Consider the following 12,116-nt stretch of genomic DNA (forward strand, 5'->3'; position numbering starts at 1 on the left):
TCCGGCCGGCGGCGTCGCGCTCGTCGGCTGGTGTCACCAGGTGCCGTCGTCGTGGACGCGGGCGGGAGCCCGGCCGAGCAGCAGGGTGGTCAGGGCGGCGTCGATGTCGTCGCCGAGGAACCACTCGCCGGCCTGGTCCAGCGCGAAGACCCGGCCCCGCTCGTCGACGGCGATGATGCTCTCCTGGTTTTCCGTGCCGAGGGGGAACAGCCGTACGCCGAGCACGGCGGCGAAGTCCGCGAGCGTGTCGGCGTTGTGGGCGACCAGGTGCGGCATGATGTCGAACCGCGAGATCCACACCTGCTGGCCGGGGCCGCGCCGAGACCCGATCAGGCCGGGGAACCGGGTGATGGCCTCCACCGCCGCGGGGAACGCGACGTGCGTGTGGTTGGCCCCGGCGACGGCCGTGACGTCCCGCACGGCGGCGGCGGCCATGATCTCGTCCCCGACGTGCGGGGCCCAGCCGGCGGCGACGAGGGCGTGGGCCACCTCGTCGGGGAAGCGGCCCGGCTCGGGTGCCGGAGCCGGATCCGGCACCCGGGGCTGCCGGAATCCCAGGTCGGACCAGGGGAGTACGTTCATGTGCACCAGGAACCGCAGGCACGAGTCGCAGGGGCGGTCGCCCGGCCCGCCGGCCGGGTCGCCCGGCTCGCGCACCCAGTACAGCTCGAACTGGCTGCCCGCGAAGAGGACCCGCGCCTCGTCGAGGGTCGCCGGGGCCCGCCCCTCGGCAACGCGCTGGTGGTCGTGTTCGTGCAGGACGTCCGACACGACGATCAGCTCGGCGTGCCGGTCCACCCCCCGGACCAGGTGGCCGGGCGGCTGCGCGTCCAGGTATTCCCGGACGAGCCGGTGGTGCCGCAGCACCGCCTCGCCCTTGGCGCCCCACGCGCGGTGCATCCGGCCGCCCACGGTCAGGTGCGCGGCCGTGCCGGGGGTCGGCAGGCGACGGATCTCGCGGAGCAACTGACTCGCCGGGTCGACGGTGCGCGGCGCGGGCTGCGCCGGGCGGCTGCGCCGGTACATCTCCCGCACGGCGGGGAACGGCAGGCGCGGCCACGTCGAGACCTCGCCGGTCTCCTTGTCCACCACCGTGGTCGGCAGGTCGCCCGGGGGGACCGCGGCCGACGCGGTCACCGTCGACGTGATCAGGTAGCCGAGGTCGAACTCCTCGACCAGCGGGGCGCACTCGTGCCCGAGGCGCTGGGAGTCCCGGTGGGCCCAGACGGTGGCGAGCTGTTCGGCCTGCTGACGGTCGATCACCCACCCGAAGTTACCGGACCCCACGGAATCCGTGGCGCCCGGTATGGTCTGCCGTACCGAGGGTGACGGGGAGGTCGGCGTTGGCCGAGAGCGTGGACCGGGAGGCCAACCGGGCGCTGCGAGCCCGGTTCGACGAGGTGCACGGGCAATACCGCCAGCTCCGTTCCGGTTTGGACGAGCTGCGGACCAGGCTCGCGGAGCTGCGGGTCACCGCGCGCTCCGACGACGGTCAGGTGACCGTGGTGGCCGGTGCCCGGGGCGACGTCGTCTCGGTGGAGCTCACCCCCGCCGCCCTCCAGGCCCGCGACGCCAGGGCCCTGAGCGGCAAGATCACCTCGACGGTGCACCGCGCCACCGCCGCCGCGGTCGCCGCCACCCAGGACCTGGTGGCCGGCTACCTGCCGGCCGGGTCGGGGGCGATGGAGTTCCTCCGCACCGGTGACTTCGACACCCTGCTGGGCCGGGCCGACGCCGTCATGCGGGGCGGGGAGCGACCGACGTGACCGACGGGCAGCTCTGGCTGGATCCGGGCCGCGCGCGGCGCGGCGGGGCCGACCTGACCTCCGCCGGCGAGGCCGTCACCGACCGGCGGGCCCAGGTGGGGGGCCAGCTCGCGGCGGCCAGCGCCGCCCGCCCCTGGGGGCGCGACGACATCGGCGCGGCGTTCGAGAAGCAGTACCGGGGGTTCGAGGAGACGCTGCTGCGGGCCTGGGCGGGCCTCGGCCGGGCGCTGGAGCACCTGGGCGAGGACGTCGTGCGCTCGGTGGACAACTCCGTGCGCACCGACGCGCACAACGCCGGCCGACTCGACCGGATCTCCGACCAGCGGCCCGCCGGGCGCTGACCACTCGGAGGCCCCCGTGACCCTGCTGCCGAGCCCTATCCCGCACCCGCTGGACTACGCGCCCTGGGAGCTGCCCGGCTGGGTCTACGAGGCGCTCGACTGGGTGATCGGGGTCGAGTGGCCGGAGGGCAACGAGAAGGCGGTCTGGGACCTGGCCGACCAGTGGTACGCCGTGGCCGACGCCCTCGCCGGTCCGCGCGCCGACGCGGTCGCCGCCGCCGGTGAGGTCCGCAGCGGGTACGGCGGGATCGGTGCGGTCGCGGAGGCGTTCGACGCGGCCTGGAAGCGGGTGGCCGAGGGCGACGAGGCCCCGCTGCCGGTGCTGCTGGCAGTCAGCGGCGACCTCGGCCGGCTCGTCGAGGAGTGCGGCTGCGACATCGAGGGCGCCAAGCTCGAAGTCTGGATCGAGCTGGGCATCCTCGTCGTCGAGCTGCTCTCCCTCGCGGTGGCGGCGGTGCTCACCGCCGGTGCCGCCTCGCCCGCCGCCGGTGCCGCGATCGCCGCCAGCCGCTTCGTCGTGCAGCAGATCTTCAAGAAGCTGCTGGCCCAGCTCGCCCGCAAGACCCTCAAGCAGGGCCTGAAGGAGGCCGGCGAGCGCGCCGCCAAGCGGGTGGCCGAGGGGGGCATGCGCGGCCTCGCCCGGAAAGCGGCGCGGGGCGGGCTGGAGGAGGCAGCCGAGGAGTCGGGGATCACGCTCGCCACGCAGGCGTACCAGAACTCGACCGGCCGTCGGCACGGCCTGGACCTGACCGACGCGGGGATGTCCGCGCTCGGCGGCCTGGCGGGCGGGGCGGCGGCGCCGCTGGCCGGCCTCGGGCGGCACGCGACCGGCCGGGCGGCCCGGGTCGGCGAGCACTTCGGCCGGGAGATGACCGGCGAGATGATCGCCGACCAGGCGGCCAACCTCGCCACCGGGCAGGGCCTGGTGTCGCTGGAGGACGCGGCGCGGGCCGCCGCGTCCGGGGCCACCGGGTCGACCACCGCGCAGACCGACGCGGCGCTGCAGCATCGCCTCGACGGCCGGATGGCCGCTCTCGCGGGGGCGTCCTTCGCCCCACCCGACCTCGGCGCGCTCGCCCCGGCCCCGACCGATGCGACGCCCGCTCCGGCCCCGACCGACGGCACCCTCGGCGCGGGCCCGGAGCGTCCCCCCGTCCCGCTGCCGCGCGACGGGGGAGGGCCCGCCATCGTCCCGGTCCTCGGGGCGGCCGGGCCGGATCCCGGCCCCGTCGCCCCGGCCACGGTCGAGGCGGCCGGCGACGCGCTGCGGACGCACCACCCGTCGTCCCTACCCGAGTCGTCGCTCGTGGCCGCCCACGCCGCCGGCCCGGTCGACGGCGGCCACCTCGGCCACGTGTCGGCCGCATCGGCGCAGGCGCCGACGGAGCCTGCGGCGCAGTCGTCGGCGCAGTCGCCGGCCACGCCCGGCGCGACCGACGGGTCGGGGATCTCCCGCGCGACGGTCAGCCTGACGCTGTCCTCGGTCGCCCCGGTCGAGCCACCGCAGCTCGACACGCGGGGAGCCGGCGCCCTGCCCGCGCCCGTCGCCGCTGCCACCGTCGCCGACGGCGTCGCGCCGCACACCGGCGGCGCGCCGGGGACTCCGACAGCGCCCCACCTGCCGGCCTCGACGAGCGGCACCGTCGCGCCGCCCCCGGTGACCCCGCCGACGGTCGGCACGGGCCCGGCGGGCACGGCCAGGCCGGCGGCCCCCGGACACGACGGCCCGCTCCCGCCGCCGCCCCGTTTTCCGCTGCTCCGCTCGCTGGATCCGCGGTCGCAGTCTGCGGATCATCCCGTCCCGCCGCCGCGCAGGTCACCCGAGTGGCAGGCCAGGCAGCGGGCCGAACGCGAGGCATACGACCGGCATCGCTACCAGGCCCGCTTCCACCAGCAGCGCGCCCTGCACGAGGACAACCGGCGATATGACGACTCCCAGGAGCTACGTTCCCGGTACGAGTTCTTCCAGCGACGCGCCAGCGAGTACGCCGCCTACGCGCTCAACCTGAAGCACCGCGGGCAGGACTACCTCGCGACGTCGTGGCACCGGATGGCGGTGGCGGACGAGCGGGCCGCCCACGAGTCGCGGGAGTTGGCTGACGCGGTGCTCGCCGGCACGGTCACGCCGCAGTTCGTCGAGGTCAGCGACCCCCTCGACTTCTACTCGATCAACACGGACGATCCGTCGCTCGTCGTCGGGGAGGTGAACACCGACGGCCCCTCGGCGCTGACCGGAGACGACCACCCGCCGCCGATCGACCGGTCCCGCCGGTACGGGCAGTGGGGCGGGCTCCGGCCCCCGCTGGCGCTGCACCAGTCCGACCTCGAACGCGCGATGCCCCGCGACGCCGGCGGGCGGGTCCTGCGCACCGCCGACCCCCGCCGGGGCGGCTGGTTCCGGCTCGCCAACGACGGCGGGCCGGCCGCCGACCCGACCCGGGGCATCAACTGCCTGGACTGCACCCTGTCCCTGTACGAGACGTGGATGCACGGTCGCCCCCGGGTCTCCGCGCCCCGCACCTTCGACGCGTACGCCGCAGGGGACATCAGCCGGCCGCTCGGCGGGGAGCTCGGCGGCCCGGGGCGCGTCGAGGACGCCACCGGCGGGCGCTTCCAGAAGCTCGTCGACCCCGACGACGGCACTCCCGCCGACGACAGGTGGAGTGTCGTCAACCGGGGGTTCGGCAGCGTCGAGAGGCAGCTCCGCGCCGGAGGGCACGGCAGCTACGCGTTCCTCATCACCACGTACGAGGGCGGCGGGTCGCATGCCTGGGTGGCGCTGAACCAGAACGGCGGCGTGCTCTACCTGGATCCGCAGAGCGGAATCGTGTCCGACATGCCGATCTACATGCACAGCGGGCTGCCGGCCCCGCACAACGTGACCGGCATCGACGCCCTGGTCCTCGGGCCGGACGGGCGGCCGATGCCGTTCGCCGGGTTCGGGCCGGGGCAGTTCAGCCAGCGTGCCGAGGTGACGGAGCAGCGGCAACGGCCGCAGCCGGAGGACCGGTCGCGGGAGTGGCGGCCCGGCCCCGACGACCCCACGGACGACGAGCTGTACGTCAACCGGATGCACCTGCTCGAAGGCCCTGGTTCGCTCAGCCCGGTGCCGCGAGGAACCGATGGCACCACGGAGAGCGGGAGCTTGCCTTCACCCGGGGCAAGAGACGAGGAAACCGCCGAGGCCAGGGAGCGACGTGTTCGCAGGGAGGCTCGCGCCCAGCGTCTCTCGGACGGCATCTCGGTCGAGGAAGTCGTTTCGGCCAGCTCTGATCTTGACCAGATTCTCTCTGCGGGCGTCACACCAGCCGAGCTGGCCGGCCGGCTGGACGACGCGAACCTGCGTCGACTCGTTCCACGCCTTGATGATGGGGCGGCGAGGGATTTGGCGAGGCTGCTCAGAGACCCCGACATTCGGCAGATGCTCGCCGACACCTGGGAGTCGCCGCCGCCCCGGGAACCGCTGCTTGCGCCGACATTGTTGAAGCAGCTTGCGCTGACTCCCGATGTGGTGCAGCTCATTCTGGCGGCCCCGGAACTCGCCAACTCCATGGCGGCACGGCCTGTGACGCTGAACCACCTGGCAATGCACCAGCAGGCGATCGATGTTGTCGCCTCGGCTCTTGCAGAGGTCACGTGGGAAGCCCTCGGGCAGTCGGCAATCGAAGAAAACCCCAAGCCTGGGGCCACGCCACTGAAGCCCGCCCACCTCCGAATCAGTGCTAGCGTCAGGATTCCAGCCAGCGTTATCGGCCAACCTGGCTTCGGCCGTAGTCGACGGGGAGATGCTTCCTACCGGGCCGAATACCTCGATGGTCTCTATGTCGCAGCCGAGGGCGTGCAGCCTGAGTTGTCAAATCTCGCGCAGCGGCTGGCAGAGTCTGGCGGGCGGAGAGTCGGCAAAGCCGGCTGGCGGCGGGGGCCAAAGGAGCGCGGAAGGGTCAGAGATAAGATCGACGAGTACGAGGGGGACGCTTCGCGCCTCGTTGATCTGGCCGGGGCTAAAGTCGAGTTCGAATCCCTCGACGACTTGTATGAGGCTCTTGAGCGGTTGACCGGGTTTCCCGAGGTGCAGATCGTAAGGTTCAAAGACCGATTCAAGGTCCCGCAAAGCAGTGGCTACCGCGATATCCTGCTCGTGCTGAGGATGCGAAATGGGCACTTGGCGGAGCTTCGCCTCCACTTGGCCAGTCTGGATCGGATAGCGCTCTGGGAGCATGCTCTGTACGAGGTTCGGCGGGACATCGAGTCGTTGGCGCGCCAGGAGGATAGAATGATGTCGGCACGTGAGCGGGCTATATGTAACGCTATCTTGAAGCGCGAGCAGCAGTTGTTCCAGCGAGCACTCGAAGAGAATCTGTAAGGGGCGGGTCAGGTGGAAGTTGCTCCAGGGCTTATTCTTCCTTCCTACTATCTCTACTACGCATGTCCGGTGAAGATCGTAGAGACGCCGGAGGGCGGCGCTCGGGTCTGGCGCGTGTCGGTCGACACGGGTGGTTGGAAAGAACGTAACGACCTGTTCCCGGAAATTGTATTTGCGGTCGGTGGAGAGGTTTTCGCACGTTCTGCCGATGAGTTTGTGCAGGACGTCGAGCAGTATCGCGGCCACTACCTTTCCGGTAAAGGGCCGATCTTCGCGCTGTACGAAACCGTGAAGGCAATAGTCGACGTTGAGGCGCGGGAAGGTCGTTACCTAACGGACCGGGAGGCAGCCCTGGTCCAGGGCATCAGACGGCGGACGTTCGTCATGTTCGAGGAGCAGTTGCAGCGGGAGGGTGACCCCGGCGCGGATCCGACCATCGCCGCCTCGTAGCAGCTGGCGGGCATACCCGTAGATCTTGGTGCGAAACGGACCCGCCTGGGGTGACTTCGCACCCAGCCCTCCCCTCGGCACGTCTGGGGGCGGGATGGGGCAGGAACCCGGTGGACGTGGGTGGCGGGGGTGAGGCTATTATTAGTCCCGCACGCCGCCCGGCCCGCCGGAGCGGAGCGCGTGGTGGCTGTAGCTCAGTTGGCAGAGCACCGGGTTGTGGTCCCGGTTGTCGTGGGTTCAATTCCCATCAGTCACCCTCAGCACGAAGGCCCCCTCCGCTCGGAGGGGGCCTTCGTCGTTGCCGCCCGGGGCCGGGGTCAGGCGGTCGGTTCGGCGCTCGGTGACTCGGTCGCGTCGCCGGGGGTGTCCTCGGCGTTCGGCGAGGCGGCGGCGTCCGGGTCGTACGGGAGGGCGCTGCCCTTGACGTACTCGTCCCAGCTCATGTTCCAGTCGGTCCAGCCGTTGCCGTTGGCGAGTTTGCGTTCGGTGCCCTTGACGGTGATCGGGTCGCCGATGCGGGTGTTGTCGAACAGCCAGGCGCCGTTCTTCATCGAGACGTTGACGCAGCCGTGCGAGACGTTGACGCTGCCCTGCTGGCCCTCGGACCAGGGCGCGGCGTGGATGAACTCGCCGCCCCAGGTGAGGCGCTGCGCGTAGTCGATCTTCGTGCGGTAGCCCTCTTCGGGGCCGAGCTCCTCGAAGGTGTCGAAGACCGTCTTGCGCAGCTTCTCGATGACCACCATCGTGCCGCTGGACGACGGGGTGCTCTTCTTGCCGAGGCTCACGGGAATGGTCTTGATCACCTTGCCGTCCTTGGTGACGGTCATCCGCTTCGTCTTGTTGTCGACCGTCATGATCACCGCCGGGCCGGTCTTGATGTCGACGGTCAGGTCCGCGCGGCCGTACCAGCCGTCGCCGAGGGGGAGGCCACCGGCCTGCACGCGGTACGAGATGGTGCTGCCTGCCTTCCAGAACTCCTTCGGCCGGTAGCGGACCTCCGTGGGGCTCACCCAGTGCCAGATGCCCTCCTGAGCCGGCGTGGAGGTCACCGTCATCCGCCGCTGGACGTCGTCGCGGTAGTCCTCGGGGATGGCGCGGCTGAACTTCACGATCAGCGGCATGCCGACGCCGACGACCTGGTTGTCGCCGAGGAAGCTGCTGACGCGTACCTGCTTGCCGGGCTTGGCCATGGTGGTGAAGGTGCTGGTCGCCTGGGCCGGCTTGCCGTCGTCGCCGGTCGCCGTGACGGTGGCCGTGTAGGTCTCGCCGTACTTCAGGGCACCTTCGGGCAGCCAGCTCTTGCCGTCGGCGGCGAGCGCGCCCTCGACGGGCGCGCCGGCCGAGTCCTTCAGCTCGACCGCCGTGTCCTTCGCCTCCTTCGTGGTGAAGGCGATGGCGGTGGACGCCGGCACGTCCTTCGCGTCGGCCGCGGGCTCGGTGATGGTCGCCGCGGCCTCGGGTGCGCTCTCGCCGCCTCCCTGCCAGGCCGACGGCTTGCCCCCCTCGCCGTCGGTGCAGGCGCTGGTGAGCGCCAACACGGCGGCGAGCAGCCCCGCCGCGAAGACGCGGCGTCGCCCACCGCGCCGGGTCAACTGGTCCTGGGTTGCGCGCATGATTCCCTCACTGTCGTGGTGCCCCGGTTGCCCATCGTCTCTCACTGACGCACGGAAACGGATACTCGTTGCCGGGGGTGAAGAGAAACACTCGAACCATGATGTCTGAATCTGGCGAAAAGCCGCACTTGGCGAATGATGCTCGCAAATGACGGGGGCGGGCACCGGAATGCCGGTGCCCGCCCCCGTGCCGGGTCCTGTCAGGCCAGCGCCGGCCCGGCGCCGCCCTCCGGCACCGGCAGCGCGCTGCCCTTGACGAACTCGGACCAGCTCAGGCTCCAGGCCGTCCAGCCGTTGCCCTGAACGAGCTTGCGCTCGGTCCCCTTGATCGTGATCGGATCCCCGACCCGGGTCTGGGAGAAGAGCCACTTCGCCTGCGCCATCGAGACGTTGACGCAGCCGTGCGAGACGTTCTGCCGCCCCTGCACGTGCTCGGACCAGGGCGCGGCGTGGATGTACTCGCCGCCCCAGGTGAGCCGCTGGGCGAAGTCGATCTCGGTGACGTACCGGTTGGCCGGGTCCGGGTCGTCGCGGGTGTCGAAGACCGTGGACTCCTTCTTCTCCATCACCACCATCGTGCCGCTGGAGGAGGGGGTGCTCTTCTTGCCCAGGCTCACCGGGATCTTCCGGAGGAGCTGGCCGTCCTGGAAGACGCTCATCTGCTTGGTGGCGTTGTCGACCTTCATCTCGAACGCCCGACCGATCTTGGCGGTCGCGCTCCGGTCGACGTTGCCGTACTTGCCGTTGCTGAGCGGGATGCCGGCCAGCGCGATCCGTACGCTGATCGTGGTGCCGGGCTTCCAGTATTCCGGCGCCCGGTAGTAGGCCTGGGTGCCGTTGGAGACCCAGTGCCACGCGCCGGGCTGCGGCGGGTCGGTGCGAACGAACATCCGCTTCTGCACCGCGGCCCGGTCCTTCTCCGGGATGCCGGGGTGGAACTCGGTGACGACCGGCATGCCGACGCCGTACGTCCTGTCGTCGAACAGGTAGAGCCCGGAGGCGATCATCGACTTCGGCTTGGCCATCGTCGTGAACGTGCTGGTGCCCTGACTGGTCTCGCCGCCCGCGCCGGCGGCGTTGACGGTGGCCGTGTAGCGGGTGCCGAACTTCAGCGGCTTGTTCGGCACCCAGGAGGAGCCGTCGGCGCGCCAGCGGCCCTCGACCTTGTCGCCGTTGGCGGCGGTGAGGGTGAGGTCGGTCACCTTGCCGCCCTCGGGGATCTTCGCGGAGATCTCGGTGCTGACCGGCCTGTTCTTCGCCCCGTCCGCCGGGCTGACCTTGAGCGTCGGGTCGGCGCTCGTGGCCGGATCGGCCGGTGCCGTTCCTGTCTCGGCGGCGACGCTGCTGCCGACGGCGGGCGCACCGTCGACGAACTCCGCCTTCTTCTGGTCGTCGCCGCACCCGGTCAGTGCCAGCGACGCCATCAGGCTCAGGGCGCCTACCGTCGCCCCGGCCCGCGCGAACATGCCCATTCCCACCTCTGTTCTCGCGTACCTGGCGGACATCGTGCCGCATGACGGCCATCGGCCACCGCCCGCGCTGCCAATCGTGAGAGATTTGGGAGCTTTTGGTCGTTAAGCGTGCCCGAAGGGTGGAGCCGGGTATCGGATTGGAACCCCGCTCAGGAGGCGTGCTAGGGTTCTCTCCGTTGCCAACGAGCGCCGCTAGCTCAACTGGCAGAGCAGCGGACTCTTAATCCGCGGGTTCGGGGTTCGAGTCCCTGGCGGCGCACCACGCTTGACCTGCGCGTTCTTCCCTGACGGAAGGGCGCGCAGCGTCGTTTTGGGGCCATGGGGGACCGCCCGTCCCGGTGGCCGCCTCCGGCACCACCTGGACAGCGCGGGGGATGGTCCTGGCGACCCTCTCGGCCTCCAGCCGGGCCAGCCGGGGAGACACGCTGGAGTAGGTGTCCCGGGTCAGCACGCTCGACGCGTGCCCGAGTTCCTCCTGAACGACCTTGACGTCGACACCCGCCTCCAGGGCATGCGTCGCAGCGCCGTGGCGCAGGTCATGCAGACGGATGGGCGGCAGCCCGCTTGCGGCAACCCGTTCGTTGAAGGTCTTGGTGACCTCGGCGGGGTGCAAGGCGCTGCCATCGGGATTGGTGAAAATGCGACCCGAGTGGACCCAGGCACTACCCCACTCCAGCCGCTCGGCGATCTGCCGCTTCCGCCATGCCTCGATCACCGCGTTAGTCACGGAATCCACCGTGACGATGCGCCCGCCCGCGTCGCTCTTGGGCGTGTCCGCCTCGACCGCCCATCCCAGCTGCACTAGGCCGTGTTTCAAAGGTGGGTGCGCTGGTGGGTGCGGCTGTGGCGTGTCGTTGATCGATAAGTGAAGAGGTCTCCGGTAGGTAGTTCATCGACCAAGACGAACTGAAGACCGGAGACCTCGTGGCCACGATACCGGCGACGAGGCGGCACGACCTGACCGACCGGCAGTGGACGGCCCTGGAGCCGCTGCTGCCGGTGGGTAAGAAGCCAGGTCGGCCGCCGAAGTGGAGTAGACGGCAGCTCATCGACGGCATTCGGTGGCGCACGCGGGTAGGCGCGCCGTGGCGGGACGTGCCGGACTGTTACGGGCCCTGGCAGACCGTGTACGGGCTGTACCGGCGCTGGCAGCGTGACGGCACGTGGCAGCGGATCGTGACCGGGCTGCAGGCCTGCGCTGACGCCGTCGATGCGATCACGTGGGACGTCAGCGTGGACTCCACCAGCGCCCGGGCGCACCAGCACGCCGCTGGAGCCCGCAGGAGAGCGGACCTGCAGAAGGAGCCACCCGGCGGGGTGGGTGAGGAACCGGCCGACCATGCGTTGGGCCGGTCGCGGGGTGGGTTGACCACGAAGGTGCACCTGGCCTGTGAGCAGGGGCAGAAGCCGCTGTCGTTCGTGTTGACCGCTGGGCAGCGTGGTGACAGCCCGCAGTTCGTCCCGGTGCTGGCCGGTATCCGGGTGCCCAGGCCCGAGGGCGGCAGGCCGCGTACCCGTCCGGATCGGGTCCTGGCGGACAAGGCCTACAGTTCGCGGGCCAACCGTGAGTACCTGCGTCGCCGGGGCATCAAGGCGACCATCCCGATCAAGGCCGATCAGGCGGCCAACCGGCGGAAGAAGGGTTCCAGGGGCGGCCGGCCGCCAGTGTTCGACCCGGTGACCTACCAGCAGAGACACGCTGTGGAGTGCGGCATCAACAGGTTGAAACGCCACCGCGGGGTAGCCACCCGGTACGACAAGCTCGCCGTCCGCTACGAAGCCACCGTGCACATCGCAGCGATCAACGAGTGGCTACCCCGCTTTTGAAACGCGGCCTAGTACGGCAGCCGCCGTTCGGGATCATGGCTGGGGTTCGAGGTTGAGTCGTCGGGTGTAGTGGGCTTGTCGGGCTCGGGCTTGATGGCGGCGGCGCCAGTCTGACCAGCGCAGACAGTGGTTGAGGTCGGGGTTTTGGTGGAGTATGAGGGTGTTGATCAGGCGGCGGATCTCGTTGACGGTCAGCTTGATCATGCCGGTGTCGGTGGGTTCGGCGGCGGCGTCGGCTGCGCAGATCGCCAGGACGGCGAGAGCGGCCAGTGCGAGGGTGGTGA

The 12,116-nt window shown here is 70.9% G+C and carries 9 protein-coding genes, 2 tRNA genes and 1 pseudogene; 7 read left to right on the forward strand and 5 right to left on the reverse strand.

Features of this window, described 5'->3' with window-relative positions; genetic code table 11:
• Positions 1–33: 33 nt before the first annotated feature.
• Positions 34–1,263 (reverse strand): SUKH-3 domain-containing protein, encoded by a 1,230-nt coding sequence (locus GA0070558_RS29095; RefSeq protein WP_091285686.1) that lies wholly within the window; start codon positions 1,261–1,263, stop codon positions 34–36.
• A gap of 80 nt (positions 1,264–1,343) precedes the next feature.
• Between GA0070558_RS29095 and GA0070558_RS29100 the strand changes: the two genes are divergently transcribed.
• The 5 genes from GA0070558_RS29100 to GA0070558_RS29120 all read left to right on the forward strand — a co-directional run bounded on the left by GA0070558_RS29100 (position 1,344) and on the right by GA0070558_RS29120 (position 7,176).
• A complete protein-coding gene (locus GA0070558_RS29100) occupies positions 1,344–1,766 on the forward strand; it encodes a YbaB/EbfC family nucleoid-associated protein (protein ID WP_077936258.1) in 423 nt (140 codons plus the stop codon).
• A complete protein-coding gene (locus tag GA0070558_RS29105; protein ID WP_043962003.1) occupies positions 1,763–2,107 on the forward strand; it encodes a hypothetical protein in 345 nt (114 codons plus the stop codon). The genes GA0070558_RS29100 and GA0070558_RS29105 overlap by 4 nt, the downstream gene beginning before the upstream one ends.
• A gap of 16 nt (positions 2,108–2,123) precedes the next feature.
• Positions 2,124–6,470, forward strand: coding sequence for a toxin glutamine deamidase domain-containing protein (locus GA0070558_RS29110; protein WP_091285656.1), 4,347 nt, complete (start codon positions 2,124–2,126; stop codon positions 6,468–6,470).
• 69 nt (positions 6,471–6,539) lie between these two features.
• Positions 6,540–6,920 (forward strand): hypothetical protein, encoded by a 381-nt coding sequence (locus GA0070558_RS29115; RefSeq protein WP_256092185.1) that lies wholly within the window; start codon positions 6,540–6,542, stop codon positions 6,918–6,920.
• 183 nt (positions 6,921–7,103) lie between these two features.
• Positions 7,104–7,176, forward strand: a tRNA-His gene (locus tag GA0070558_RS29120).
• Positions 7,177–7,237: 61 nt separating this feature from the next.
• Here the strand turns inward: GA0070558_RS29120 and GA0070558_RS29125 are convergent.
• Both GA0070558_RS29125 and GA0070558_RS29130 read right to left on the reverse strand, forming a co-directional pair.
• Complete coding sequence (locus tag GA0070558_RS29125; RefSeq protein ID WP_091285662.1) at positions 7,238–8,533, reverse strand: L,D-transpeptidase; 1,296 nt, start codon at positions 8,531–8,533, stop codon at positions 7,238–7,240.
• Positions 8,534–8,733: 200 nt separating this feature from the next.
• On the reverse strand, positions 8,734–10,005 hold the full coding sequence (locus tag GA0070558_RS29130) for a L,D-transpeptidase (protein ID WP_091285665.1): 1,272 nt from the start codon (positions 10,003–10,005) through the stop codon (positions 8,734–8,736).
• 186 nt (positions 10,006–10,191) lie between these two features.
• Here GA0070558_RS29130 and GA0070558_RS29135 point away from each other — a divergent pair.
• Positions 10,192–10,267: transfer RNA gene (locus tag GA0070558_RS29135), tRNA-Lys, on the forward strand.
• On the opposite strand, the gene GA0070558_RS35075 is transcribed toward GA0070558_RS29135, so the two are convergent.
• Complete coding sequence (locus GA0070558_RS35075) at positions 10,226–10,807, reverse strand: tyrosine-type recombinase/integrase (RefSeq protein ID WP_369523395.1); 582 nt, start codon at positions 10,805–10,807, stop codon at positions 10,226–10,228. The genes GA0070558_RS29135 and GA0070558_RS35075 overlap by 42 nt on opposite strands.
• 122 nt (positions 10,808–10,929) lie before the next feature.
• Here GA0070558_RS35075 and GA0070558_RS29145 point away from each other — a divergent pair, with 122 nt between their 5' ends.
• A complete protein-coding gene (locus GA0070558_RS29145) occupies positions 10,930–11,832 on the forward strand; it encodes an IS5 family transposase (RefSeq protein WP_091285669.1) in 903 nt (300 codons plus the stop codon).
• A 33-nt stretch (positions 11,833–11,865) separates the two neighbouring features.
• Here GA0070558_RS29145 and GA0070558_RS33650 read toward each other — a convergent pair.
• Positions 11,866–12,116, reverse strand: a pseudogene (locus GA0070558_RS33650) (IS701 family transposase); the annotation flags it as partial.

Origin of the sequence: Micromonospora haikouensis (assembly GCF_900091595.1) — a bacterium.
GTDB classification, from domain to species: Bacteria; Actinomycetota; Actinomycetes; order Mycobacteriales; family Micromonosporaceae; genus Micromonospora; species Micromonospora haikouensis.

Coding starts and splice junctions, on each gene's coding strand:
- GA0070558_RS29125 (WP_091285662.1), bottom strand. CDS start 8,533: ATGCGCGCAACCCAGGACCAGTTGACCCGGCGCGGTGGGCGACGCCGC.
- GA0070558_RS29130 (WP_091285665.1), bottom strand. CDS start 10,005: ATGGGCATGTTCGCGCGGGCCGGGGCGACGGTAGGCGCCCTGAGCCTG.